A 25576-nucleotide genomic window follows, 5' to 3' on the forward strand; every position below is an offset into this window, starting at 1 on the left:
CGAGGCTCCCCCACGGCGGCAGCGGCATATTCACCGCCGCCAGTTGAGGACGTTACGGAAGGTGGGCACAGCGCAACACCCCCTTCGGGCCCAATCTTGAATGGCCCGAACGGACTATGGGTAAGCGGCAGATCACCCGGGGGAGTGAGCTGGCGACATACGTAACTTTCCCGGCAAACCAGGACAGTTATGTTGCGTCACAACGGACGCCGTATGACACACAAGGCGGATTCGGACACGACCCCACCAAAAAAGTTGGGGAACACCCGGAACGATTCGGGGTCGCCGGACGTATTGATACGTGGCCTCACTGCTGTGACAGTTGAGAGCAGCTTAGGCCAAGGCATATACGCCTGTCCGGCGAATGAGAACGTAGGCTGCCCTCATGCCAAAGAAGAGCTCGGGCGGTGGTCTGTCTCCTGCGCAGCAGGCCGCCAAGTTCCTCGGTGTCAGTGTCCTCGCGGGAGCCGTACTGGCCGGCATCGCGCTGCCCGCAGTGGGCGCGCTGGGGCTCGCTGCGAAGGGCTCGGTCGAGAGCTTCGACGAGCTCCCCGCCAACATGAAGACACCGCCGCTGAGCCAGCGCACCACGATCCTCGACGCCGACGGCGGCCAGATCGCCACGGTCTACTCGCGCGACCGCACGGTGGTCCCGCTCAAGGACGTCTCGCCGTACATGCAGAAGGCGATCGTCGCGATCGAGGACTCGCGCTTCTACCAGCACGGCGCGGTCGACCTGAAGGGCGTCCTGCGCGCCCTCAACAAGAACGCGCGCAGCGGCGAGGTCTCCCAGGGCGCCTCGACCCTGACGCAGCAGTATGTGAAGAACGTCTTCGTCGAGGAGGCCGGCGACGACCCGACGAAGGTCGCGCAGGCCACCCAGCAGACCATCGGCCGCAAGATCCGCGAGCTGAAGTACGCGATCCAGGTCGAGGAAGAGCTCGGCAAGAAGAAGATCCTCGAGAACTACCTGAACATCACGTTCTTCGGCCAGCAGGCCTACGGCGTCGAGGCCGCGGCCCAGCGCTACTTCTCCAAGTCCGCCCAGGACCTCAACATCCAGGAGTCGGCCCTCCTCGCCGGCATCGTCCAGTCGCCCAGCCGGTACGACCCGGTCAACGACGAGGCGGAGGCCACCAAGCGCCGCAACATCGTGCTCCAGCGCATGGCCGCTGTCGGCGACATCTCCCGGCCGCAGGCCGCCGAGGCGATGAAGGCACCGCTCGGCCTCAAGGTCAGCAAGCCCAGGAACGGCTGCATCACGGCGGTCAAGGGCGCGGGCTTCTTCTGTGACTACGTGCGCGAGGTCTTCCTGAACGACAAGGTCTTCGGCAAGACCAAGGAGGCCAGGGCGAAGATCTGGAACCAGGGCGGCCTCACCATCCGCACCACCATGGACGCGGCGGCCCAGAAGTCGGCGCAGCGGTCCATCAAGGACCACGTCTACCAGAGCGACGAGGTGGCCACCGCCGCCAGCATCGTCCAGCCCGGCACCGGCAAGATCCTCGCCATGGGCCAGTCACGTCCGTACGGCGTCGACATCAAGAAGGGCGAGACGACCCTCAACCTGTCCGCCGACGACGACATGGGCGGCGGCATGGGCTACCAGCCCGGTTCGACGTTCAAGCCGATCGTGGCCGCCGCGGCCCTCGAGGACGGCATGGCGGCGAACAAGGTGTACTCCTCGCCGTACCAGATGGCCTACCCCAGCCCCGTCTCCGCCTGCGACGGCAAGAGGTGGGTCAACGACCGGAACAACCCCGCCAAGCTGGAGAACGAGAACAGCTCGGAGGTCGGCCCGTACGACATGAAGGAAGCGACCGCCAAGTCGGTCAACACCTACTACGTCCAGATGATCAGCGACATCGGCATCTGCCCGGTGACGACGATGGCGAAGAAGATGGGCGTCCAGCGGGCCGACGGAGACAAGATGCCGCAGGTGCCGTCCATCGCCCTCGGCACCCAGGAGGTCTCCCCGCTGACCATGGCGAACGGGTACGCGACCTTCGCCGCGCGCGGCATGTACTGCACGCCGATCGCCATCGAGTCGGTCAGCCAGCGGGTCGGTGACAAGACCAAGTCGCTGGAGGTCCCGAAGTCCACCTGCTCGCGCGCGATGTCGGAGAAGACCGCCGACACGATCAACGCGCTGCTGAAGGGCGTCGTCGAGGACGGTACGGGCTCGAAGGCGGGCCTCGGCGGCCGTCCCAGCGCGGGCAAGACCGGTACGACCGACGAGCGCTACGCGGCCTGGTTCGTGGGCTACACCCCGAACATGGCCGGCGCGGTGTGGGTCGGCGACCCGGCGCACAAGCGGAAGATGTCCGGCATCACCATCGGCGGCCGTTCGTACGGCAAGGTCTTCGGTGGTGAGGTCCCCGGTCCGATCTGGCGCGACATGATGTCCGGCGCGCTGGAGGGCAAGCCCGTCGAGCAGTTCAACGACGTCCACATCCCGGACGGCAACCACAAGGGCCGCGGCGACGAAGACGGCGACGAGGGCGACCGCGACGACGGTGACAACGGCAACGGCAACGGCGGCTTCATCGGCGGCCTGGTCGGCGGCAACAACAACGGCGGCGGGGGCGGCCAGCCCATTCCCACGCCGTCGTTCTCCCTCCCCGAGGGCTTCTTCCGGGGGCAGGACAACGGCGGGGGCAATGGCAATGGTGGGCGGTTCGGCTGAGCCGCCGATGTGAGCGAACAGGGGTGGCCCCCGATGTCCTGGACGGGACGTCGGGGGCCACCCCTGTGAGGTGATCCGGTCAGCCGGCGAGCAGCTTCTTCACCACGGCGGCGACGCGGCCGCCCTCGGCCAGCCCGGCCACCTTCGGGTTCACGATCTTCATGACGGCACCCATGGCCCGCGGCCCCTCGGCCCCGGCGGCCTTGGCCTCCTCGACGGCCTGGGCCACGATCTGCTGGAGCTCGTCGTCGGACAGCTGCTTGGGCAGGTACTCGGCGAGCACCTCGCCCTCGGCCTTCTCCCGCTCGGCGCTCTCGGCACGACCGCCCTGCGCGAAGGCCTCGGCGGCCTCGCGGCGCTTCTTGGCCTCGCGGGTGATCACCTTCTGCACCTCGTCGTCGGAGAGCTCGCGCTTCTCCTTGCCCGCGACCTCCTCCTTGGTGATCGCGGCGAGCGTCAGCCGGAGCGTCGAGGAGCGGAGCTCGTCGCGCTCCTTGATCGCAACGTTGAGGTCATCCTGCAGCTTCGACTTGAGCGTGGTCATGGGGCTGATTGTCGCAGGTGCGGGAGGAAGGACGCCCCCTGTTTTGCGGGCCGGTGGCCGGACTTCGGGCGGGAGGCCGGTCGAAGCACCGGTGCCGCGAGGGGATTTCGGGCAGCGCCCGGCAGGGTCGGCGTCCGGGGTCTGAGACGATGGTCGTATGCGCGCGCGATACGGAGTCCCCCTGGGAATCGCGGCGGCTGGTGCCGCCGGTCTGTTGTACGCCGCGGGCTTCGAGGCCCGCTCCTTCCGCCTCCGACGGGTGACCGTCCCGGTCCTGCCCCCCGGGATGCGCCCCCTGCGTGTGCTGCAGGTCTCCGACATCCACATGGTCGGCGGCCAGCGCAAGAAGCAGCGCTGGCTGCGGTCCCTGGCGGGCCTGCGCCCCGACTTCGTGATCAACACGGGCGACAACCTCTCCGACCCGGAGGGCGTCCCGGAGGTCCTGGACTCGCTCGGCCCCCTGATGGAGTTCCCGGGCGCGTACGTCTTCGGCTCCAACGACTACTACGGCCCCACCCTGCGCAATCCCGCCCGCTACCTGCTGGAGAGGGCCCAGGGCCGCCACGGCCTCAACGGCAACGCCCCGGCCGTGGGTGTGGTGCACAACCCGTGGGAGGACCTGCGCGACGGTTTCGACGCGGCGGGCTGGCTCAACCTGACCAACACCCGCGGCACGCTCAAGATCGAGGGCGTCTCGCTGGAGCTGACGGGCCTGGACGACCCGCACATCAAGCGGGACCGCTACGCGCAGGTGGCCGGCGGCCCGTCCGACTCCGCCGACTTCTCGATGTGCGTCGTCCACGCGCCCTACCTGCGCTCCCTGGACGCCTTCACGGCCGACGACTACCCCCTGATCCTGGCCGGCCACACCCACGGCGGCCAGGTCTGCATCCCCTTCTACGGCGCCCTGGTCACCAACTGCGACCTGGACACGGACCGGGTGAAGGGCCTGTCGACGCACACGGTGGAGGACCGTACGTCGTATCTGCACGTGTCGGCGGGCTGCGGCGCGAGCCGCTACACACCGGTACGGTTCGCGTGCCCACCGGAGGCGACGTTGCTGACGTTGGTGGGGCGGGAGTAGCGGGGCTCGCGGCCCGAGTGGCCGGAGCGGCGAGAAAGGCGCGTCTCGCGGCCGGAGGGGCTGGAGCGGCCGGAGTGGCTGCCGGGGTGGCTGGAGCGGCCGGAGTGACCGGAGCGGCTGGAGCGGCTGGAGCGGCTGGAGCGGCTGGAGCGGCTGGAGCGGCGAGAATGGCGCGGCTCGCGGCCGGACCGGCGGGGTGACGGGCGACTAACCCACACAGCCCCGCCCACATCGCCCCCTATGTCCGTTTCTGCCAGCGTGGGGGCATGACCGCCCCGATACCCAGGGACATCCCGGACCTGCCCGCGATACCGGGCAGGCCCGCGCTGAAGCCCTCCCCCGTCCCGGCCACGGCCGTCGTCAGCCCGGTCCGCCGCCCCGCGGCCGCGGCCTTCCGCCTGCTGGTCGCCGCCGCGGCGGCCGCCGGCGTGACACTCGAACTGCTCCTCGGCGACCCGACCCGGGCCCTGGGCTACTTCGCGATCCAGAGCAACATCCTGCTGGCGCTGGTCATGGCCCTCTCGGCCCGCCGCGCCTGGACGGCCGCCCGCCCCCTCCCGGGAGCCGTCCTGGGCGCGACGACGCTCTACGTCGTGATCGCGGCCCTGGCCTACCACCTGCTCCTGGCGAACGAGGCCAGCCCCTTCTCCCTCACGGGCGAAGCGGCCCACCAGACGGGCTGGCAGGCCCTGACCCACGTGACCCTCCACACGGTGACCCCGATCGCGGCCGTACTGGACTGGCTCCTGCTCACGCCCCCGGGCCGCCTGCACCTGCGCCAGGCCAGCACCTGGCTGCTCTACCCCCTGGCCTACCTGGCCTTCTCCCTCATCCGAGGCGAACTGCTCCTCCCGGGCTCGTCCGGCCGCTACCTCTACCCCTTCCTGGACGTCGACCAGGACGGCTACAAGAAGGTCCTCGGCAACGCCCTCCTCCTCGGCCTCGCCTTCTACGCCCTGGCGGTCCTCCTCGTAGCCCTCGACCACGCCCGCCCGAACCCCCTCCGGCACCCCTGGAAAACCGGATTTCGTCTCTAGCCACCGGTGGGCTAAAGTAAACGTCGTCGCCGCGACAGCAGCGACATCGGGGTGTAGCGCAGCTTGGCAGCGCGCTTCGTTCGGGACGAAGAGGTCGTGGGTTCAAATCCCGCCACCCCGACGCTGGTCAGAGGGCCATTCGCATGATTGCGAATGGCCCTCTGTCGTGCTTGGGGGGCCAAACGGGGGGCCAAACGAATTTGATCAGGCCACTGCGTCGCCCTCTTCGTCGCCCTCCGCGTCCTCCCCTTCCTGATCTTCGGCGAAGATGTCATCCATCGCTTCGGCACCCTGCGTGATCACGGGCCGGAGCTGCTTGCGGTAGACCGCCTCTGTGGTCGCCTGACTGCTGTGACCGACCAAGAGCGCGATCCGCTCCAGGGGGATGCCGTGGTCGGAGAGCAGGGACACGAAGCTGTGCCGGAGTTCCCTCGGCGTCCACTCCGGCTTTAGTCCGGCCTTCTTCACGATGGCCTTGAAGTCTCGCCGGACGTTGGCCGCGTCAAGCGGCTCGCCGCTCCGAGTCGTGAAGACGCGGCCGGTCGGGCTCCACTCCGTCCCTCTCGATGCCCGCTCCTGCTTCTGCCATCGCATGTGCTCTTCGAGGACGTCGACCACCTGCTTCGGCAGAGCGATGGTCCGGCGGCTCTTCCTGGTCTTGGTCTCACCGTGCTTGCGCACCGAACGCCACACGGCGACGTGAGGCGGGATGCCGTCCGTCGTCTCCAGGAAGACGTGATCCCAGGTGAGGGGCCGCGCCTCTTCCGTGCGCACACCGCTGAGCAGCGAGAGCACGAGGTAGGCGTACAGCCGTGACGGGCGCGCGGCGGTGAGCACGGCTTTCGCCTGCTCCAGGTTCAGTGCCTTGCTCGGTCGGCCGGGGCGCCCCTCCGGAGCGGTGACGAGTAGGGCGACGTTCCGCGCAGCCTTGTCCCTGCGCTGAGCGTGGGCGATGGAGCGGCGCAGGATGGCGAGCAGGTCACGCAGGCTTCGCGTCGCGAGGAATTCGGCCCTGTCGTCCAACCAGTCGTCAACGTCGTCCGCGCTGAATTCCTTCAGCTTGGCCTTGCCGATGAACGGGATCAGGTGCTTGTTCGCCATCGAGCGGTTCTTGCCGATGGTGCCCTTCTCGTCGCGCCCCTTAAGCCCGCGCTCCAACCAGTCGTTCACCGCGTCGGCCACGGTGTAGTTGGCCGGAGCCTTGACGCCGGTCTGCACCTCCTTCTTCAAATCACGGATTTTCTGGCGTACTTCGGTCTTCGTCTTGCCGTACACCTTCGGTCGACGGCGCTTGCCGTTCGGGGCGTACCCCAGGGAAACGGCCCCCACGTAGCTCTTCTTGACGGGGTCCCAGTAGATCGTGTCCGCACCGTGGCCAGCCCTTTGGGCACGCTTCGGGGTCTCGGTCATCTTCTGTTGTGCCTCCATGAGACAGGGCCGCGCCCTGACAGGCGCGGCCCTGTGGAACTGGGGTGGTGGGTAGTTCAGGCGGTGGCTTCTGCCTCGCGCTTGAGCAGTTCGACGTACCGCTCGATGTACTCCGGCGGTACGAGACGGCGACGGCCGATGCGGACGGTCTGAAGTCGTCCGAGGCGTATCTCCTCGTAGACCATCGAGCGTCCGATCCTGAGAGCCTTGGCGGCCTCTTCCGGCCGGTAGAGGAGCTGTTCGGCGGGTTCAGCGACGGTGGCCATGCGGCGGTGCCTCCTCGGCAGGGTTCCGGGGGCGGTGGCCCCCTTCCTGTCAGGTCCGCTACTTCCGCTACCTCCGCTACCGCCCTGGTCAGGGGCATGATCGAAGTAGCGGATAAGGGTGCGAGTAGCGGATGGAGCCGCTACCGGCCCCGGAATCGTGACCGCGGGGCGGGTAGCGGATTGGGCGTTGGGTAGCGGATGCAGAGCGGCTTGCCGCTACCCGGAAACCGCCTCTGAGCTGCCCGGTAGCGGAGGTAGCGGAAGTAGCGCACTTTCCGCGGGGGGTGGGCAGTATCGCTGCCATGCGTCGTGCAGATCGGTCGCGTAGTAGCCCTTCATCACACTGCCGCCTGCCTTGATGTTGCGGGCCGCGATGGGGGTGTTGTCCGCGGTCATGTACTCCCGCAGCATCCGAGAGAGCCCGCGGGCATCGAGCGGCTTGCCGCTCATGTCCGCCCACGGCGCCTCTTCGAGGCTGTGGAGCCTGTCGAGGATGGCGACGGTGGGCAGGCGGTCGATGCCGTTGAACACGTAGTCACGCAGGTCCGTGAGCAGGCGGATGCCGATGCTGCCCTTGTCGCTGGTCTTGGCCGCGTTGACCAGCTCGATGCAGGCGGCGCGGGCCCGCACCGGCCACGCCCCGCCTGCCGCGTCGGCCACGGCGAGCAGGGGTTCCCACACGTCCGCGGGCCGGTCGCTGATGCCCTCCGGTAGTTCCGGGAACACCCCGTCGACCAGGTGACGGACGGACTGCGCCCATGCGGCGAGCCGGTCGCGCAGCGCGTGGCCCTCCTTCTCGTGGATGCGCTGCCGGAACGGCTCCACCCGCTCGTTCGGCGCGCGGCGGCGCATGCGGACGATGACCGAGCGCGTGAGGATCGTGTCCGGCAGTGAGCCGAGTCCGGCGACCGCGACCCCGCAGAACGACGGGAACTCCTGTACCTGCTGGTTGGAGCCGTCGCCCACGCAGCGCCACATGACGCCGGAGCGGCGGTGACCTGCGTTCAGGAAGCCGCGGAGCTGTTCGTTCTCTCCGGCCTTGGGCCCGAATACGGTGTCGATCTCGTCGAACAGGATCGTGGGCCGTCCCTCCATCCCGGACACCGCGCGGAAGAGCGCGGAGGCGGAGGCGTTGACCGCGACCATCGGTTGCGGCACGAGGGCGAGGGTCACGCTGGGAGTCACGGCAGCGCGTGAGGGTGACTTGGAGCAGGCACTCATCATGGGGGAGCGGGCTCTCGAAGGGGACCGCCAGTCGGTGCCGTCGCTCATCATGACGAGCCGGGAACTCGCTGCCGAGATGCGACGCCGGTACAGCTCCGAATCAGCGGCTCAGGACTACCTTGCGCGGCTTCACTCGCTTGCCGAGCAGAAGCCGGGCTTCATGCCCCGCTAGTAGGTCACGAGCACCTTAACTGGAGCTTCTTGAGCGTTGGACTCCCGCAACGCACCAAGGGGGCCCGCTCATGGAGCGGCCCCCTTCTTCGGAGCGGTCTAAACTCACTAGGCCACGGGCTTGGGCAGCTCGTAGGCCGAATCGTTCTTGAACTCTGCAAGGCTCTCGCGGAGGCGGTCCTTGTCTTCATCGGTGTAGTTCGCACTACTCCCCGCGAGCAGGTAGGCGATGAGTTCCGCCGTACGAGCGTAGTTCTCGTTTCGGGCGACGATTCGATCTCCTGCAGAGATGAGCACGTCGCGCCACAGCGGGCAGTGCATGTCCCAGTTGATCTTGTTGAGCCGCTTGATCGCCTGGACGTTCTTAAGACCGTAGCGTCGAGTGGCAATGAGGAGCCCGCGCATTACCGCGATTTGCGCTGCGGGCTTTAGCAGCAGGTTGTCGGTTTCGTTCTTGCGAAGCGTGGAGATGAGGTCCGGTGCATCGACGGCTTCCTTGAAGACGCTGAGGTGCTCAAGGAGGCTGGTCCACCACTGCGCCACATGGTCGTAAGCAGCGTCCAATTCATGGTCGCTCGGGCGGACGACGCGCTCTTTTTCCTCGAAGTGGAAGCCGTTCTCCTTGCAGATCGCCTTGACGGTCTCGTATACGGCACTGACAGTGGTGATTTGGGAACTCCGGTCCGACAGGGTGTTGCTCCTCCAGTTGACGATGAGCTCGCCCTTGGAGTCTGCAACACTGAGGGGTTCCCCGGCCGCGACGAGCTTGCGGGTAAGGATGGCGTACCCGTCATCCTCGCTGGTGATGATGTTGTCGCTGCGCCCAGTGGGCTTGGCTGACCGGTTGATTTTGTTGAAGATGCGCCGAGTGGTCTCCGATCCATAGAACGGGATGAAGATCACGGCCAGCTCGTCCTCCCTCACATCGCCGACGAACGGACCGGTAATCTCCTGTCCCTTGTCGTTCACGCGGTTGATGAGGGCCCGCAACGCTGACCATCGGTGCTGCCCATCCAGGACGATAAGGTCGCCTCCATCGATGGTCAGGACGCCCAGTTGCTGGATGACCTCGTTGTACGCCGCTGGCGTCTCGCCGTTGAGCCACTTACCGAACGACTCATAGGCGAAGACCTTAGGCTCGTAAATCAGGACGATGATGGAGCCGAAGAAGCGGTCCTCCGCGTTCGCGAGGTAAGGCACGATCTCCTCACGGACTCGCTTGTCATTGAGTGCCCGCTGCAGCCGCTCTTCGATGCTCAGGTTGGCCCAGTCGTCACCCTTGCTCGCCGCCCGGGCGATAGCGGCAAGGTCTGCGGCGCGCAGCTTGGCGTTGTAGTACTCGATGGAGCCCATCTTGCTCTTGATCGCCGGAACAGTGGTCGTCATGATGACCCCTCCTTGGTGGTGGTGTATCGGATGTGGTTGCACAGGGGGTGCAGGTCGCGAATGAGGCGCTGTTCAAGAGCCTTCTGGTGCTCGCCGTGAGCGAGCACCCATGAGAAGTGAATGCACCCGGCTGGGCGTCGGAGTGCACGGCGGAGCCGCTGGTTGTGGCTGTACTCGTAGTGAGCGTGAAAGCGGTCGTACAAGCAGTCGCTTCGGCCGATGTACAGGGAGCCTCGCATGTCATGGATGACGTACACGCCACCCCGCCTCGGCACCGCCAGACACTGACTCGGCCAATAGGGGACCGAACCATCTACTGCCAGAGCGGGAGCTTCAAGGAGCGCGTTCTCGTCACGCACCTCGGCGCCCGTACCGCCCGCTGCCATCATCACCTCGGGATTGCTTGTACAAACTTCTGACACGTCTTCACCATGACACTGTTTCTGCAAACTGACAAGCTCTGGCCACAAACAGACGGTCAGTCACATGCTCCCCACCGCCCCACACTGGGGCCAAAGAGGGGGCCAGACGACGCACTCGTCCACGGATCGTCCTGGACGACGACAGGCAGTCCCGAGGAATGCACGTGCAGGTCAGTGACGTCGTAGCAAGGTCACGGAGGGCCCGCCCTGGGAGTGCCAGCCGTCCGAACGGAAGGGCAAGTTCCACCCCAGTGACTGGTGACAGGCTGGATCGACCTGACCGAACCAGGTGGTGCCTCACGGGGCGAATGGCCCAGAATGCGGGGGAGAGCGATCAGAAAGCAGCCGTATCGGCCTGGCTGCCAGGGCAGTTGGAAGGTGCAGCCTGATGAGCAAGGTCCCGGAGAACGGTGAAGAGATGGCGTCCGAGGCCTCCGGTCCTGTAGCCAGCGAGGCTGCTCAAGCCGAAGCAGGCCCCGTCAGGTCCGGGCCGTCTTGGAAGCAGATTGCCGTAGCGGCCGGCGGCTTTGCTGTCACCGTAGTGGGCACAGTCGTCGTCACCCTCGTCGCGACACACAACTCCGCACGTAGGGCGAACGCGGCGGCTTACGCCCACGGCCTTCTTGACGGGGCCAAGGCCGCAAGCAACGGTCACGACTTCGACGAGGACGACGACTAACCGATCTGGCGAACGGCGTGAGGCCTGCCCTTCGGCCTTCGGGCAATACCAGAGCCGGGGGCCAAACAGGGGGCCAAACGCAGCAGCAGCCGCATGACTGTCCCGGACAGTCATGGACTGTCATGGAGGGCAACAGGCAGGTCAGCGGCCCCAAACCAGGGTCACAAGGCGCCTGATCGCGTTCGGGACGAAGAGGTCGTGGGTTCAAATCCCGCCACCCCGACAGTTGAAACACCAGGTCAGGGGCCTGATCCGCGAAAGTGGATCAGGCCCCTGACTCGTTTTCGTGGGCTTCTGGGTGTCAGCTGGGTGTGATCTTGAGAGGCGGTCAGCGGGACGCGGCGCTCTCTTTGCAACCCAGCTCCTCCATTGCAGTGCGGTGCCGGTGACCGGCACCGGGTGGGCCCCTGAGGTGCCCCCCTCGGGTACCAGCCCGACGTGGCCGGAGTGAAGATCCATGTGGACGAGTTCCTCCGGGTTCGTTTTCGGGTGCGGTGTGCCGCTGCTCCGTGGTGGGATGCGCCGTATGAGCGACTCGCTGTGTGCTCGTATCGAGCAGTACTACGCCACCGTGCCGCTGCTGTTCGCCGATGCCGAAGAGTTCGGCCCGTTACGGCTGTTCGTACGAAAGGAACCGGGAGCCCCGTACTACGGCGGCCCGAGTCATGCTCAGCCCACCGCGGAGAGCGCCGGGATGGTCACCGCAGCTGACATCGCACGGGTATGTGCTCGGCAGTGTGAACTCGGCGTACCGGAGGCTTTCGAGTGGCTCGCCGGGGCAGCCCCAACTCTGCGCGCCCGTATTGAGGCCGCCGGCCTGCCGGTGGCGGAACGCCCGCTCATGGCCCTCGACCCGCACCTCCCTATCCCTCCGCAGCCGTTGCCGGACGGCGTCACGATCCGAGTGCTGACGGCCGACGACCCAGCACTCCCTGCGGTTCTTGCTCTGCCTCGACTGGCTTTCGCCGCGGAGGGCACTGTTGCGAGTGCCGCAGGCCATGCGGAACTGGCAGTAGCGGCTGAGGAAGTGACCGCGGACGGCACAATCGAGAGCACCCGCCCCACTGTCCGCGCCGGGCACAAGACACTCATTGCTGCCCTCGCGTCGGACGGCACCCCGCTCGCCGTCGGCCACTACCACCCAGCCGACGGCACCACCGAGATCGGTGGCGTTGGCACCCTCCCCACCGCTCGTCGCCAGGGTCTGGCCGCAGCTGTCACGGCGGCGCTGGCCACCCACGCCCGCGACCACGGAGTGCGCACAATCTTTCTCGCCTATGCGCAGGACAGCGTCGCTCGCATCTACCACCGCCTGGGCTTTCGCCCTGCCGACGTCACCCTGCTGATCGCCAACCAACCCGCGCGGTCGTAAATTTGCGGCCCGCATACGGGGGGGGACCGCCCGCGTCAGCTCCGCGGGGAGAGGTTCCGCGGGGCAGAGTCAGTCCGGTGGATTCGGGCTGAACCGGGGGGTGTTGAGCCGTAGACTTCGGCACTCAACGCCGACGACGTCCGGCCGTTGCGTGCGCCCGCGGGGAGGAGATCGCATGGGGGACCCTTCGGACTCGATGGAGATCGACGAGCCTGAGGAGAGCGGCCGGAGTGGTGCCGCCGACTCAGCTGTTGAGGACGGGTCGACGGTCCTGGTGGAGGTGCTCCCAGGGGTGGCTGTCGTCGCCGGTGAGGTTCCGCCGGAGTTGAAGCCCGATCTGATCGACTTCGGGATCGTGCCGGCTGCCGACCGCAAGCAGATCTCAGCGGTCCTCGCCTCGATCGGGAACGCGGCGACCGTGGTCGGCAATCTCGGAAACGCGTTCGCCAGCGTGCAGGGGCTCTACAGGATCGGCGACACGGCGCAGGCTCTGCTGAGGAGCGGAGCGACGCTCGCTGTCAAGGACGGCGCAAACCTCGGGACGGTGATGGTGCCTGGCCGCATCCTGCACGCGGCCCGCTTCTACCCCGTCAATGCGGTGAGCAAGGCGCAGACCGCGGCCTCGGTCGGGCCGGCGCTGGCCATGGTCGCCCTGCAGATGATGCTGAGTGAGGTCTCGGGGCTCGTCAGAACCAACCTCGCGGTGACGAGTCAGGTTCTCACCACCATCCGCAAGGATCAGTGGGCCGAACTGACGGGGCTCGTCGCCGCCATCGATCGCGCGGTCGACCAGGCGCGAGAGATCGAATCAGTCCCGACGTCCTTGTGGGAGGACGTCGCGGGCAGTGGAGCGCTGCTGCAGAAGCAGCTCGAGCTCTACCGGGGGAACGTCGGCGACCACGTCAAGCAGATCGGTCGGGCCGACGCGCGCAGTCACCGCGAGTATCTGCAGACGAACGCCGAGGCGATCGCCTTCGACGCCTACGCCCTCCTGTCCTCTCTCAAGGCATGGACCGGGTATCACGCGCTCCGTGCCGCGAGGGCGAGAGCCGCTGGACTCGATGACCCCGCCGAGGCGCAGTACGCCGAGGTCATCGCGCGTGACACCCGCGCGGAGTTCGACTCCGCTCTCGCCGAGGCGACGAGCCTTGTCGACTCGCTGACGCGGGAGTTGCGGATCATCGCCGAGCTCCCCGGACCCGACGCATGGCCGCTGCCGGGCAAGCGGAAGGACGTGAAGGCAGCCCGCGAATCCTCGGCCCGTCTTCTGGAGGCGGTCGAGCCTCTTGCCGATGCTCTCCATCCACCGGCCCCTCCGCTCGAGGCCCCGGACGTCGTCTGCGCACCCGAATCGCTGGATCTCGAGCCGCACCTTCGCATCCTGCGATGGCTCCTCGATGACGGTGAGACCCTCCGTGTCCTCGGTTTCCCCGACCAGCTCGATGCCCTCGGTCCCGTTTCCGCGATCCTCGGCGGAGCGAAGGAGAAGTTGGCGGCGGCGAGGGACAAGGCTGCGGCACGGACACTGGTCGCCGTCACGGATCGCCGCATCATCACGGCCCGGACGAACGCGTTCCTCGAGCAGGCCGAGATCCGTCAGGTCATCCCGATCGACCACGTGCGATACGTCCGAGCAACGACCACGCAGGACAGAAGCGCGCGCTTGGCGATCGACCTCATCACCCGCGACGAGAACATCCGGTGGCTCTTCCAGGCTGACATGGAGAACGCTCACGTGGACGCGCTCGCCGCCGTGCTTGCCGAGTCGATGGCGATCCCGGACGTCGAACGCGACGAGCTTCTGCGCCGGCGTCACGCCTCCATCGAGGCGGGCAGGACGGGCGAGAGTACGGGCACGAGGTCTACCGAACCGACTGCATCCGAGGCCACGACCTGCGATGCCGAGTAGGTACGGACCGATCGCGGGCCCGGCAGTCCCGGACTGGGGTTCGGGAACTGCGGGCCAGCGGGGCCACCGGGCGGCTGAGTGGAGCTTGCGAGACGGACGCCCTGGCAGCGCCCGAGAAACGGCGGCGAGACCCACGGATGCGGGACGCGCTGCTGACCGCCTGTGAGTACCAAACTCTTCGCCAGGGGCGTCCTCGGCATAGGCGACGGCCACCGCATCCTGGTCTCGCAGCGCCTCTGACGTCGTTGTGTGACCCGCCCGGGCGCGGCACACCTCGGTAGTCAGCCGCCGTCGACAGACACCTCCGCCCACACCGTCTTGCCCACCGGCCGACGAGGTACCACCCCCCACCGCACGGCCAGGGCATCCACCAGGAGCAGCCCCCGGCCGGACTCGCCCTCGGGGCAGGACGAGGGTGGGGCGGTGGGCGGGCGCTTCGCGGAGGCTGCGTCCGCGACCTCGATGCACACCAGGCCGGCGGCCGCGTCGAGGGTGAGCCGGAGGGTGAAGTCGCGTCCGGGGATCCGGCCGTGCTGTACGGCGTTCGCGGCGAGTTCGCCGACGACGAGGGCGAGCGTGAAGGACGCGTCGGACGCCGGCGGGTAGCCCCACTCCTTCATACGCCTCACCGCCAGACGCCGGGCCAGCCGCGCGCCTCGCGTTGAGGAGACGAACTGGGCTGTGAATGAACGGAGTTCTGGGGTGGTCGTTCCGGTCGGCACGGGCGGGTCCGTCCTTGTCTGTCGAGCGCGGGGCGCCTTCGTGGCGTACGTGAGTCATCACGTTCCGTGTTCAAGGGTCGCCCGGTCGCCCTACGCTCGACAGGTGACACAGCCTTACTTTTCACCCCGTAAGGAACGGAAGTGATGTTTTGGCCAACGGAATTGACCCCCGTGCGTCGATGGCCGCGCTCTTCGGCGTACGGGTACGCAGGCTCCGTACGGCGGCCGGGCTGACCCAGGCCGAGCTGGGAGGCAGGGCGCATGTGGTGAGCACGCGGATCACGCAGATCGAGCGGGCGTCCGGAGCGAAGCCGACGCTGGAGCTGGCGCGTGCGCTGGACGCGGCTCTCGGTGCGGATGATCTGCTGGTCGAGTTGTGGCCGTTCGTGTACCGCGAGGCGTTTCCGGACTGGTCGCGGAAGTTCATGGAGTACTCGGCCCGGGCGGTGGTCATCAGGCAGTACGCGGCTCATGTGGTGCCTGGTCTGTTGCAGACAGAGGACTACGCGCGGGCGGTACTGAGAGTCGGTCGGACGCTCGGCAGCGAGGAGCAGTTGGAAGAGCGCGTCGCCCTTCGTATGGGACGACAGGAGCGCCTCGGAACAAGCGATCGCCCCGAGTTGTGGGTGGTCCTCGACGAGGCTGTGCTCCGGCGCCCCGTCGGTGGCCAGGTGGTGATGCGGGAGCAGTTGGCGCGACTGCTCACGGCCAGAACAGAACCTCACATCACCGTGCAGGTACTGCCGTTCGACCAGGGCGAGCACGAGGTCATGGGTGGCTCGCTCACAGTTCTCACCATGCCGGACGGCTCGGAGATCGCCTACACGGAAGGCGCGCACTACGGCCAACTCATCGAGGATCCGGACGAGGTCAGGGGATTCGCGCTGACTTACGATCGGCTGCGGGCGGCAGCTCTGCCGCCGCTCATGTCGCTCGACATGATCCGATCCGTGATGGAGGACAACCACCGTGGAGCGAACGTCCCGTCTCGATCTGAACGGCGCCGTCTGGCGCAAGAGCAGCTACAGCAATCAGGAGGGGGGCGACTGCGTGGAGGTGGCCGACGGGTTCCGAAGGGCCGTCGTCCCGGTTCGTGACAGCAAGGTGCCGTACGGTCCGGCGCTGTGCTTCGAAGCCGGCTCCTGGAGCGCCTTCATAGGCGAGTTGAAGGCCGGGCGCGACCGTTCCTGAGGCAGCCGGATTCCGGTCGTCGTCCGCCTTCCGGGCTCACCGGGCCCTTGTTCGCGAGGGTCCGGCGGGCCGCTGACCTCCTGAAAGAACCGGGGGAAAGAACTACCCACCCACCCTCCCTCCCTGGCCAGTTGGCCTGCGTCACCCGTCCGGGTGACCGGCTTGCGGGTGCGGGATGTGGGCCGTTACGTTCGCCGCGACAACCTCACACAGACGACGGCCCCCGGCCGGGACTGGCATCCCGATCGAGGGCCTGACCGATCAGGAAGCGAACCTCTTCCCGATGGCTGAGCCGCAGTCTAACGCGCGCCTGCGCGCCGACGCCGGAGCAACGACCTCCGGCGTGATCCACGTACGCACCCGGCTGACCGCCGACTTCACCGTGATCTCCAATGCCCTCGCGCAGCGACGCGGCAGCGCGGTCACGGTCGGTGTCGCGGCGTACATCTCCTCCCTGCCCGACGGCTCCCCCGTGAGCATCGCCGCCCTGTGCCGGCACTTCAGCGAGGGCGAGATCCTCATCTCGCGGGCGCTGCGGGAGCTGGAGGAGGCCGGTTACCTGGAGCGTCGCCGTGAGCGGACGTCCGGCGGGCAGGTGCGTACGCGGACGTACTTCTACGACGTGCCCGGCGGGGCCGTCGGCGACGGACCGCCCGAGCCGCCGAAGCCGTCCCGGGCCCGGAAGCATGCCGCCGCGGCTGCGCCTACGGAAGAAGCGGTGGCGGCCGCACCCGTACCGGCGAAGGCGAAGGCGAAGGCAGAGGCAGAGGCAGAGGCAGAGGCAGCAGCGGCACCGATTCCGCTCGCCGACGCCGACCCCCGAGCCGTCGCCGTACTCACCGCCCTGCGCCGAGTCGACCCCCGCCTCATCCTGTCCGCGCAGGAAACCGCCCGCCTCGCCCCGGCCGTCACCCGGTGGCTCGCGGCAGGCCTCCTGCCCACGCAGATCACGGATCACCTCACCGCACGGCTCCCGGAGCACTTCCTGACGCGTCCGGTCGGCGTCCTCGCCTACCGGCTCAAGGAGACTCCCCTGCCGGTACCGACCAGGGGCGCCGAACCGCCCGTACGTCCGGCGGTCGTGCCCATGCGGAACTGCGACGGCTGCGACCGGGGATTCCGTGCGGCGGAAGCCGGCCGTTGCCGGGACTGCCGCAATCGCCCGGCCGAGGGCCGTCTCCGTGCGGCCGGCTGAGCCGGTGCGCGGATCCGGGTCGTAGTCGTTCCGCTCCCGCAGGACTGCCTGCATCTGCCAACTACCCTCCCTCCCCGACCACTTCGATCATGTGCGGTCGCGAACACGTTGTAGGGTGATCGTTATCTGCTCATGCGTGGGCAGATCGCAACGCCACAACGAGGGGAAACTGAAAGTGAATCTGCGTCGCACAGCGCCTTCGCGGCAGTCGGCCGTGGGCAGGAAGTTCATGTCGGTCGCGCTGGTCGGTGCCGCCGTCGTCGGGGCGTCCGTGCTGTCCGTCTCACCGGCGGCCGCGCTGAGCTGGAAGTGCAGCGAGAGCTCGAAGACCATCGACGACGCGGGGTACACCGGTCCCTGGGGCGACAACTGGGACTTCACCGTCAAGAACTGTGTGGCCCGGTCCGGCAGTTATGTCTATGCCAAGGCCAAGGTGAGCTGGGACGCTCCGCCGTGGTACTCCGGGACCGATCTGTCGGAGACCTTCGACAGCGCCGGGTTCCGGCTGTACCTCAAGCACGCCGACGCGGGCGCGGACACCGTCCTGCTGAAGAAGGACTTCGGCATCCGGTCCAAGCTGGCCGCCATGGACGGCAGCGGGAACGGTTCGTGGACGTCTTCCACGATCAAGAAGAAGGTCGGCGGCAAGAGCGCCTACGCCGACGGGGCCCTGCGTCTCAACTGGGACGAGGACGGCAAGGACGTCATTCACTACGGCTTCAAGGCGAGCCGCTCGGTCTGACCGTCTGACCCTCTGACCCGCCGTGTCTGTGCCGAGTTCTTCCATGGGGAGGGCTCGGCGCAGCCCCCGGTGCAGCCTCTACGTGAGCGCCCCGGCCAGCGTTCCCGCCAAGGTGAGCGTGAGGAAGACCGCTCCCCAGGCCATCCCCCGCCGTATGCAGCGGTACTTGGCCCAGACGGTGTGGGGCCTCGCGGCCAGGCCGAGGAGGACCAGGGACGGGGCGCAGGCCGCGCAGCCTGCCCAGACCAGGAGCTGGGGGATCACGGCGTACTGGGTGGGTGCGATGACGCCGGCGGCGATCGCGCCGAGCAGTGCGGTCAGGGCCGCGCCGAGGGTCGCCAGGGTCAGTTCGGCTCTGCTGTCGGCCTTCACGAGGTCCTCGCGGGCCTCGGTGCGGAGCTCGCCTCTGTGTGTGGTCATGCGTCCCCCTCGCTGATCAGCGGGATTCACGAGTACCCGGAAATGGGGCTTTCAGTACGCCGGTTCAGGTGTTCCACGTTTCGTCGTAGGGGTCGTGCGGGGTGGGGACCGGCTTGGCGCGGGTGACCTCGAGGTACGGGACGGGGCCGTTGTTGACCGGGTCCTTGGTGCGGCGCGGGGTGTAGCGGCCGGTGATCTCCAGCCAGGTGTCCGGGCTCAGGACCGGGGGGATGTCGCCGGTCAGGGCGATCTTGACCGGCTGGGCGTCCGCCGCACAGCAGTTGAGGCCCATGCGGACCAGGTAGGGGGTACCGGCGCGGTCCAGTGTGACGAAGCCGGTGATCTTCAGTTCGCGGTCGCGGAGGGAGCGGCCGTCGTCGTAGACCGCTCGGCCCGCGTAGTCGGCGACGCCCAGGCGGAGGGGGCCGTCGGCCGGGAGGTCCGCGAAGCCGAACGGCTTCTGGAGGGCCGTGCCGGTGTGGGACGCGCTGTAGGAGCCCAGGGCCGGCGGGGCGACCAGGATCAGGGCCAGGACCGGGAGCGTGAGGAGCCAGGTGACGCGGGGTTCGTGGTGGTGCTGGTGATCGTGGGCCTGGGCCCTGCCTCGGCGGTCGTACCAGAGCGTTGCCGCCGCCGTCGCGATCAGTACCGCGCCCGCCAGCAGGACCAGGGGGCGCAGGCCCTCCTTGACGTAGCGCAGGTAGAGGTCGGTCATGCCGGAGTGCAGGAGCGTGGCGCCCAGGAGGAAGAGGAGGGCGCTCTGGGCCAGGCGGTTCACAGCAGGACCGTTCCTGTCAGGGCCGACACGATGACGGCCAGGGCGAAGGTCGCGGGCGCGAAGCGCAGGGCGAAGGCGCGGCCGAAGGTGCCCACCTGCATCGCGAACAGCTTCAGGTCGATCATGGGACCGACGACGAGGAACGTCAGGCGGGCCGTCAGTGAGAACTGGGTCAGGGACGCCGCCACGAACGCGTCCGCCTCCGAGCAGATGGAGAGCAGGACGGCCAGCGCCGCGAGGAACAGGACCGACCACACGGGGTGTCCGGCCGCCACGCCCAGCCATTCCGCCGGCACCACCGCCTTCAGCGTCGCGGCGGCCATCGCGCCGATCACCAGGTAGCCGCCGGCGTGCGTCACGTCGTGGCGCACCGAGCCCCAGAACGCGGCCCCCTTGCTCTGGCCCTCGTACGACGCCCTGGCCGGGGGGCGCAGCCAGTCCGTGCGGCCGAGGCGGTGCCAGAGCCAGCCCATCGCGCAGGCCACCAGCAGGCTCGCGACGAAACGGGCCAGGACCATCTCCGGGTCGCCGGGGAAGGCCACGGCCGTCGCCGTCAGGACGATCGGGTTGATGGCGGGCGCGGAGAGGAGGAACGCCAGCGCCGCCGCGGGGGTGACGCCTCTGCGCACCAGCGCTCCGGCGACCGGCACCGAGGCGCATTCGCAGCCCGGCAGCACCGCGCCCGCCGCGCTCGCGACCGGGACCGCGAGGACGGGGCGTTTCGGCAGGGCCCGGGCGAAGAACGACGGCGGTACGAACACCGCGATCGCCGCCGACAGCAGCACGCCGAGCACCAGGAACGGCAGCGCCTGGACCATGACCGCCACGAAGACCGTCATCCAGCTCTGCATCACGGGCGCGGCCAGGGCCCCGCGGATCGGGTCCTGGAACATCACCGCCGTGACCAGCAGAAGGGTCAGCAGGAGGGCGGGATTGAGGTGTCTGCCCTCGTCCGAGGCGCTGCCGTCTTTCCGGTCGGCCCCGGCTTCCCGGCCTTCCCGGCCTTTCCGGCCTCGGGTCGCCTTGAGGTCCCCGTGCTCGCCGCTCTCCCTCGGGACGGTCTTCGTGGTGGCCACGGGCCCGGTACCTCCGGTGGTGCGCATGGGCATGCCTTGCCTCCCCTTCGGTACGGACGGACGGGCCCGGGTGTTCACGCACCTCGGTTCCCTTCTGGAACCAGCCGTCCCGGTGAGGCAGTCTTCTCCCTTGTGGGGAGCGTTCCGAATCAAGGTCAGCCAGGTGAACCGGCCACACACATGGTCGTATGCGGTGACGACGGGCTCGCCCATCGGCTGGCCGCCGAACTCCGGGGTGTCTACGGCGAACAGGTCACGCTCGTCGTGCCGCCGTCGGGGCGCCGGGTGCGGCAGCCGGTGGTCGGACGGGCCCGGGCCGCCTCGGCTGCGCTGTTCGACCGGGTCAGCGCGGCCGTCAACCGGGCGGGCACGGGCGGTGTCGCCGAACCGGCCGCGACCGAACAGGTCGTGGAGGCCGCCGAGCTCACCGAGGCCGTGCTCACCGAGGTGGGCGCTGACCGGGCGGCGGCTCTGGCGCTCGTGTACGACGACGACGAGACCAACATCCGCGCCGCGCTCACCGCCCGCCGGATCAACCCCCGCCTGAGACTCGTACTGCGTCTCTACAACCGGCGGTTGGGGCAGCACATCGAGGAACTGCTCGACCAGACGGCGGCGGTGGCCTCCGGGACGGGGCCGGACGGCGGCGGTTCGCGCCTCGACGCGTCGACGACCGTGCTGTCCGACGCCGACACGGCCGCGCCCGCGCTGGCCGCCACCGCCCTCGTCGGCACCAGCAAGGTCGTCCAGACGGAGGGACTCGTTCTGCGCGCCGTGGAGCGGCAGCCGCCGGGGCCGGGCGAGGTGGCCGACCCGGGGCTGTGCACCCTGGCGCTGCTCTCCGCGACGAGCAACGACCCGGCCGGCGCCGACGGTTCCGAGAGCAGCGGGGAGCACGGGCCTCAACTGCTGCCGGACGAGATGGCGGTGGCGTCGGCGACCGGGCGCGGGACCGTCGTCCTGGAGCAGGTGTCGTACTCCGGGCCGTCCCTGTCCTCCGGGCGGGGCGGTGGTGTGCCGCCGTTCGCCTCGCTGTTCTCGCGGCGGCTGCGGTGGTCGCTGGCGGGGCTGGTCGGGTGTGTGCTCGCGCTCGCCGTCGCGTTCATCTTCGTGACCGGGGAGCATCCGCTGTACGCCACCTACGTCACGCTCCTCGATCTCTTCGGCATCAACGATCCCGCGTACCACGCCTCGACCGGGCGGCAGGTCCTGCAACTGCTGTCCGGGCTGGTCGGGTTGCTGCTGCTGCCGGTGCTGCTGGCAGCGGTGCTGGAGGCCCTCGGTACGTTCCGCAGCGCGTCCACCCTGCGCAAGCCGCCGCGGGGGCTCGGCGGGCATGTGGTGCTGCTCGGGCTCGGCAAGATCGGGACGCGGGTGCTGACGCGGCTGCGGGAGCTGCACATTCCCGTGGTGTGCGTCGAGTCCGACCCGGAGGCCAGGGGGATGGCCACGGCGCGACGGCTGCGGGTGCCGGTGGTGCTCGGGGATGTCACGCAGGAGGGGGTGCTGGAGGCCGCGAAGATCCATCGGGCGCACGCGCTGCTGGCGCTGACCAGTGCGGACACGACGAATCTGGAGGCCTCGCTGTACGCGCGGTCCGTGCGGCCCGATCTGCGGGTCGTACTGCGGCTGTACGACGACGACTTCGCGACCGCCGTGTACCGGACGATGCGGGCCGCGCATCCGTTCGCCCTGACCCGGAGCCGGAGTGTGTCGCATCTGGCCGCGCCCGCGTTCGCCGGGGCGATGATGGGGCGGCAGATCCTGGGGGCGATTCCGGTGGAGCGGCGGGTGCTGCTGTTCGCGGAGGTGGAGGTGGCCGGGCATCCGCAGTTGGAGGGGCGGACGGTGGCGGAGGCGTTCCGGGCGGGGGCCTGGCGGGTGCTGGCGCTCAATACGGCACCTCCTGGGGGGCGGCGGGACGAGGGCGAGACGGTGGGTGAGGAGGGTGCGCCGGCCTCGGGGCTGGTGTGGGATCTGCCTCCTACGTATGTGCTGGGGGCCGGGGATCGGGTGGTGCTGGCGGCTACTCGGCGGGGGCTGGCGGAGTTGCTGGGGCGGAGGAGGCGGGAGCGGGCGGGGGCGTGACGCCGAGCGGTGTCCCTGCACGGCTCGGCGCTACAAGGTGCCCGGCGTTGGCGCTGAGGCCGGGGCGTGGCGCAACCCGGCGCAGCGGGGTGCCGCCCGCGCCCACCCGTGCCGCCCTTAGCGGCACGCATGCCCGCGGACTGCGGACTAGGAGCGAACGTCCCTCAGGTGCCTCTCCGCGAATTCCAGTTCCAGCCGCACCTGCTTGATCCGCTCGTCCACCACCAGTGACCCGTGCCCGGCGTCATAGCGGTACACCTCGTGGATCGCGCTCCGCTTCTCCAGGCGTTTGACGTAGTTCTCGATCTGGCGGATCGGGCAGCGGGGGTCGTTGACGCCGGCCGAGATGTAGACCGGGGCCTTGACCTCGTCGACGTAGGTCAGAGGAGAGGACGCCTCGAAGCGGTCGGGGACCTCCTCGGGTGTGCCGCCGAGGAGGGTGCGGTCCATCGCCTTCAGCGCCTCCATCTCGTCGTGGTACGCCGTGACGTAGTCGGCGACGGGGACCGCCGCGATGCCCAGCGTCCACGCGTCGGGCTGGACGCCGAGGCCGAGGAGGGTGAGGTAGCCGCCCCAGGAGCCGCCGGTGAGGACGATGCGGTCGGGGTCGGCGAGGCCGGAGGTGACGGCCCATTCACGGACCGCGGCGATGTCCTCCAGCTCGATGAGGCCCACGCGGTGCTTCAGGGCGTCGGTCCAGGCACGGCCGTAGCCCGTCGAGCCGCGGTAGTTGACGCGGACCACCGCGTAGCCGTGGTCGACCCAGGCCGCCGGGCCCGCCGCGAAGGAGTCGTTGTCGTGCCAGGTCGGGCCGCCGTGGATGTCGAAGACCGTGGGGAGCGGGCCGGTGGTGCCCTGCGGCTTCTGGACCAGGGCGTGGATACGGCCGCCGGGGCCCTCCACCCACACGTCCTCCACGGGCACCGAGCCGGGGGACTTCATGCCGGGCGGGTCGAGCACGACACCGCCCGTCGTGGAGCGCAGCGCCGACGGTTCGGCGGCCGAGGACCACAGGTACTCCACGCTGCCGTCGGGCCGGGCCGTGGCGCCGGAGACCGTGCCGGGCGGGGTGGGGATCTCCGTCAGGGCGCGGCTCGCCAGGTCGTAGCGGAACAGCTCGCTGCGGGCCTCGAAGCCGTGCACGATGAGCAGGCCGGTGCCGTCCGGGTACCACTCGGCGCTGACGTCGCCGGGCAGCTCCAGCGCCAGGTCCGTCTCCTCGCCCGTGGCCACGTCCCACACCAGCGGCTCCCAGCGGCCTCGGCGCTGGTGGCCGATGAGGAGGCGGGTGTCGCCGTCGACGGGGGCGAAGCCGAGGACCTCCAGGCCCAGCTCGCGTGTGCCGCCCTCGGTGTCGTCGAGGTCGGCGACCGGGGTGCCGTCGGGGCGCAGGACGCGCAGGGCCGAGTGCATCGCGTCGCCGTGCTCGGTGTGCTCGACGGCGATGAGCGAACCGTCGTGGGCGAGGTCGCCGACGCCGGCGGACTCGCGGTGCCGGTAGATCTCCACCGGGTCCTCGCCGGTGCGGACGAGGTGGATCGTCGTACCGTCCTCGTCCGTCGAGCGGCCGACGACCGCCGTGCGCCCGTCGCGGCCGAGGGCGAGGCCCGCCGGGTAGGAGGCCTCCAGGCCCGCGGCGGCCGGTTCGTCCTCGCCGCCCGCGAAGGGCTGGCGGCGCCATACGCCGAACTCGTCGCCGTCCTTGTCGTCGAACCACCAGATCCACGCGCCGTCCGGGGACAGCACGCCGTCCGTCGTGCCGTTCGGCCGGTCCGTCACCTGGCGCTGGTCGCCCGTCGACCTGTCCCAGGCGTACAGCTCGTACGTCCCTGTCGCGTTCGACACGAACAGGGAGCGGTCCGGCGCGTCCTCCGCCCAGTCGGGCAGGGACACCCGGGGCGCCCGAAAGCGCTTCTCCCAGTCCGGCATCCGCTCCTGCTGTCCCGCCTGTCCCACTTGTTCGTGCTGATCCCGCTGGTCCCGCGCATCGGACGCGTTGCTCTCAGTCATGGCCCCATACTGCCCGCCCGAACCGACATCGCGCTGCCGAGGCCCCCAGCCTGTGGATAACCTCCACCGATCCCCCTTCCCGGCAGGTCAGGGCGGATTGTCAGTGGCTGCGTGCACACTGCTCGACATGACCGATCTACGCAGGACCGTCGGAAGGTTCCGGTCCGCGGCCGACGTCCGGGACTCCGTGAGGTACGAGAGGCCCGGGGATTCGCCGTGGAAGGCCGACGGCCGAATATCCACAGTCACCGCTTTCTGACCCGGGCCCCACGAGCGCCGAGCGCCGCCGACCGGCGCCCACCCCGCAGTCCGGACCCTTCGGGCAGCCCCGTACCTTTGGGGTGTGTACCGGTTTCTGCTGACGCCCCGATGGTGGGGGATCAACGTCTTCGTGCTGTTGTCCATCCCCTTCTGCATCTTCATGGGGTCCTGGCAGCTGGGCCGGTTCGAGGACCGTGTGCAGGACCATCGCACCGCGACCGAGCAGGTCGCCGAGGCTCGGCACGAGGCGCCCCGGCCGCTGGCGAAGATGCTGCCGGTGACCAAGGCGACGTCCGGCAAGCAGGTCACCGCGACCGGCCGCTACGGCAAGCAGCTGCTGGTGCCGGGCCGGGAGCTCGACGACAAGCAGGGCTACTACGTCCTGACACTGCTGCGCACCGACTCGGGCGAGGCGCTGCCGGTCGTGCGCGGCTGGCTGCCCGGCTCCCCGGACGCGGCCGAGGCCCCCGCCCCGCCCACCGGTGAGGTCACGGTCACGGGGGCGCTCCAGGCGTCCGAGACCCCGGGCGACAACGGCGTCAGCGCGCAGGGCGGGCTGCCGTCCGGGCAGACCGGGGCGATCAGCGCGGCGTCCCTGGTGAACCTGGTGCCGTACGACGTGTACGACGCGTGGGTCACGCTCGCCAAGGGCGACTCGGGTATGAAGGCGGTGCCCGCGAGCGCCCCGCCGGACTCGGGGCTGGACCTGAAGGCGTTCCAGAACCTCGGCTACACCGCCGAGTGGTTCGCCTTCGTCGGGTTCGTGATCTTCATGTGGTTCCGGTTGCTGCGGCGCGAGGTGGAGTTCGCCCGGGACGCGGAGCTGGGCCTGGTCCAGGAGGAAGAGGAGCGCGTGGTCGCCTGACGGCGACCACCCGACCACTC

General features: G+C 69.1%; 23 protein-coding genes, 1 tRNA gene and 1 pseudogene. 14 read left to right on the forward strand and 11 right to left on the reverse strand.

The genetic code is table 11. The features are described from left to right. Nucleotides 1-385: 385 nt before the first annotated feature. Complete coding sequence (locus NNW99_RS16665; RefSeq protein WP_215119937.1) at nucleotides 386-2686, forward strand: transglycosylase domain-containing protein; 2301 nt, start codon at nucleotides 386-388, stop codon at nucleotides 2684-2686. A gap of 79 nt (nucleotides 2687-2765) precedes the next feature. Here the strand turns inward: NNW99_RS16665 and NNW99_RS16670 are convergent, their stop codons facing one another. Beyond that, nucleotides 2766-3230: a GatB/YqeY domain-containing protein gene (locus NNW99_RS16670; protein ID WP_215119938.1), complete on the reverse strand. Its 465-nt coding sequence runs from the start codon at nucleotides 3228-3230 to the stop codon at nucleotides 2766-2768. Between the two features lie 157 nt (nucleotides 3231-3387). Here NNW99_RS16670 and NNW99_RS16675 point away from each other — a divergent pair, with 157 nt between their 5' ends. The 3 genes from NNW99_RS16675 to NNW99_RS16685 all read left to right on the forward strand — a co-directional run bounded on the left by NNW99_RS16675 (nucleotide 3388) and on the right by NNW99_RS16685 (nucleotide 5472). Then, on the forward strand, nucleotides 3388-4314 hold the full coding sequence (locus NNW99_RS16675) for a metallophosphoesterase (protein WP_215119939.1): 927 nt from the start codon (nucleotides 3388-3390) through the stop codon (nucleotides 4312-4314). A gap of 266 nt (nucleotides 4315-4580) precedes the next feature. Then, nucleotides 4581-5351 (forward strand): Pr6Pr family membrane protein, encoded by a 771-nt coding sequence (locus NNW99_RS16680; protein ID WP_215119940.1) that lies wholly within the window; start codon nucleotides 4581-4583, stop codon nucleotides 5349-5351. Between the two features lie 47 nt (nucleotides 5352-5398). Continuing rightward, nucleotides 5399-5472 (forward strand) — tRNA-Pro (locus NNW99_RS16685). An 83-nt stretch (nucleotides 5473-5555) separates the two neighbouring features. On the opposite strand, the gene xerC is transcribed toward NNW99_RS16685, so the two are convergent. From xerC to NNW99_RS39130, 5 genes are all read right to left on the reverse strand, one after another. Next, nucleotides 5556-6761 (reverse strand): tyrosine recombinase XerC, encoded by a 1206-nt coding sequence (gene xerC / locus NNW99_RS16690; protein ID WP_215119941.1) that lies wholly within the window; start codon nucleotides 6759-6761, stop codon nucleotides 5556-5558. A gap of 74 nt (nucleotides 6762-6835) precedes the next feature. Beyond that, nucleotides 6836-7045: a helix-turn-helix domain-containing protein gene (locus NNW99_RS16695; RefSeq protein ID WP_030235725.1), complete on the reverse strand. Its 210-nt coding sequence runs from the start codon at nucleotides 7043-7045 to the stop codon at nucleotides 6836-6838. A 216-nt stretch (nucleotides 7046-7261) separates the two neighbouring features. Next, entirely contained in the window at nucleotides 7262-8269 is a 1008-nt protein-coding gene (locus tag NNW99_RS16700; protein ID WP_370869140.1) for a DUF3631 domain-containing protein, read from the reverse strand. Nucleotides 8270-8548: 279 nt separating this feature from the next. Then, on the reverse strand, nucleotides 8549-9826 hold the full coding sequence (locus NNW99_RS16705; protein WP_215119942.1) for a DNA sulfur modification protein DndB: 1278 nt from the start codon (nucleotides 9824-9826) through the stop codon (nucleotides 8549-8551). Continuing rightward, on the reverse strand, nucleotides 9823-10215 hold the full coding sequence (locus tag NNW99_RS39130) for a GIY-YIG nuclease family protein (protein ID WP_370869202.1): 393 nt from the start codon (nucleotides 10213-10215) through the stop codon (nucleotides 9823-9825). Before NNW99_RS39130 ends, NNW99_RS16705 begins: the two co-directional genes overlap by 4 nt. 421 nt (nucleotides 10216-10636) lie before the next feature. Between NNW99_RS39130 and NNW99_RS16710 the strand changes: the two genes are divergently transcribed. From NNW99_RS16710 to NNW99_RS39135, 4 genes and pseudogenes are all read left to right on the forward strand, one after another. Further along, entirely contained in the window at nucleotides 10637-10927 is a 291-nt protein-coding gene (locus NNW99_RS16710) for a hypothetical protein (protein WP_215119944.1), read from the forward strand. Between the two features lie 517 nt (nucleotides 10928-11444). Then, nucleotides 11445-12299: a GNAT family N-acetyltransferase gene (locus NNW99_RS16715; protein WP_370869141.1), complete on the forward strand. Its 855-nt coding sequence runs from the start codon at nucleotides 11445-11447 to the stop codon at nucleotides 12297-12299. 196 nt (nucleotides 12300-12495) lie between these two features. Next, nucleotides 12496-14208 (forward strand): hypothetical protein, encoded by a 1713-nt coding sequence (locus tag NNW99_RS16720; RefSeq protein ID WP_255986507.1) that lies wholly within the window; start codon nucleotides 12496-12498, stop codon nucleotides 14206-14208. Then, nucleotides 14209-14442: pseudogene (locus NNW99_RS39135) on the forward strand (hypothetical protein); the annotation flags it as partial. A gap of 47 nt (nucleotides 14443-14489) precedes the next feature. On the opposite strand, the gene NNW99_RS16725 reads toward NNW99_RS39135, so the two are convergent. Continuing rightward, nucleotides 14490-14930, reverse strand: coding sequence for an ATP-binding protein (locus NNW99_RS16725; RefSeq protein WP_215119947.1), 441 nt, complete (start codon nucleotides 14928-14930; stop codon nucleotides 14490-14492). A gap of 179 nt (nucleotides 14931-15109) precedes the next feature. Between NNW99_RS16725 and NNW99_RS16730 the strand changes: the two genes are divergently transcribed. The 4 genes from NNW99_RS16730 (at nucleotide 15110) to NNW99_RS16745 (ending at nucleotide 18058) form a co-directional block, all read left to right on the forward strand. After that, complete coding sequence (locus NNW99_RS16730) at nucleotides 15110-16027, forward strand: helix-turn-helix transcriptional regulator (RefSeq protein WP_215119948.1); 918 nt, start codon at nucleotides 15110-15112, stop codon at nucleotides 16025-16027. After that, nucleotides 15987-16121, forward strand: coding sequence for a DUF397 domain-containing protein (locus tag NNW99_RS16735; RefSeq protein ID WP_251058106.1), 135 nt, complete (start codon nucleotides 15987-15989; stop codon nucleotides 16119-16121). Before NNW99_RS16730 ends, NNW99_RS16735 begins: the two co-directional genes overlap by 41 nt. Nucleotides 16122-16404: 283 nt before the next feature. Beyond that, complete coding sequence (locus tag NNW99_RS16740) at nucleotides 16405-17316, forward strand: winged helix DNA-binding protein (RefSeq protein ID WP_215119949.1); 912 nt, start codon at nucleotides 16405-16407, stop codon at nucleotides 17314-17316. A 229-nt stretch (nucleotides 17317-17545) separates the two neighbouring features. Continuing rightward, nucleotides 17546-18058, forward strand: a complete 513-nt coding sequence (locus NNW99_RS16745) for a hypothetical protein (protein WP_215119950.1) — start codon at nucleotides 17546-17548, stop codon at nucleotides 18056-18058. 78 nt (nucleotides 18059-18136) lie between these two features. Here the strand turns inward: NNW99_RS16745 and NNW99_RS16750 are convergent, their stop codons facing one another. From NNW99_RS16750 to NNW99_RS16760, 3 genes are all read right to left on the reverse strand, one after another. Beyond that, complete coding sequence (locus tag NNW99_RS16750; RefSeq protein WP_215119951.1) at nucleotides 18137-18478, reverse strand: hypothetical protein; 342 nt, start codon at nucleotides 18476-18478, stop codon at nucleotides 18137-18139. Nucleotides 18479-18542: 64 nt separating this feature from the next. Beyond that, complete coding sequence (locus tag NNW99_RS16755) at nucleotides 18543-19256, reverse strand: TIGR03943 family protein (protein WP_215119952.1); 714 nt, start codon at nucleotides 19254-19256, stop codon at nucleotides 18543-18545. Continuing rightward, entirely contained in the window at nucleotides 19253-20365 is a 1113-nt protein-coding gene (locus NNW99_RS16760) for a permease (RefSeq protein ID WP_251057826.1), read from the reverse strand. Before NNW99_RS16760 ends, NNW99_RS16755 begins: the two co-directional genes overlap by 4 nt. Before the next feature lie 147 nt (nucleotides 20366-20512). Here NNW99_RS16760 and NNW99_RS16765 point away from each other — a divergent pair, with 147 nt between their 5' ends. Then, nucleotides 20513-22420, forward strand: a complete 1908-nt coding sequence (locus NNW99_RS16765; RefSeq protein WP_215119953.1) for a TrkA family potassium uptake protein — start codon at nucleotides 20513-20515, stop codon at nucleotides 22418-22420. A gap of 147 nt (nucleotides 22421-22567) precedes the next feature. Here NNW99_RS16765 and NNW99_RS16770 read toward each other — a convergent pair whose 3' ends face one another. Continuing rightward, the gene (locus tag NNW99_RS16770) at nucleotides 22568-24430 is read right to left on the reverse strand and encodes a prolyl oligopeptidase family serine peptidase (protein WP_215119954.1); all 1863 of its coding nucleotides are present in this window, start codon (nucleotides 24428-24430) and stop codon (nucleotides 22568-22570) included. 343 nt (nucleotides 24431-24773) lie between these two features. Here NNW99_RS16770 and NNW99_RS16775 point away from each other — a divergent pair, with 343 nt between their 5' ends. Further along, complete coding sequence (locus NNW99_RS16775) at nucleotides 24774-25556, forward strand: SURF1 family protein (RefSeq protein ID WP_215119955.1); 783 nt, start codon at nucleotides 24774-24776, stop codon at nucleotides 25554-25556. Nucleotides 25557-25576: the final 20 nt, after the last annotated feature.

Origin of the sequence: Streptomyces sp. CRCS-T-1 (genome assembly GCF_024442335.1) — a bacterium.
In the GTDB taxonomy this organism is placed as follows: Bacteria; Actinomycetota; Actinomycetes; order Streptomycetales; family Streptomycetaceae; genus Streptomyces; species Streptomyces koelreuteriae.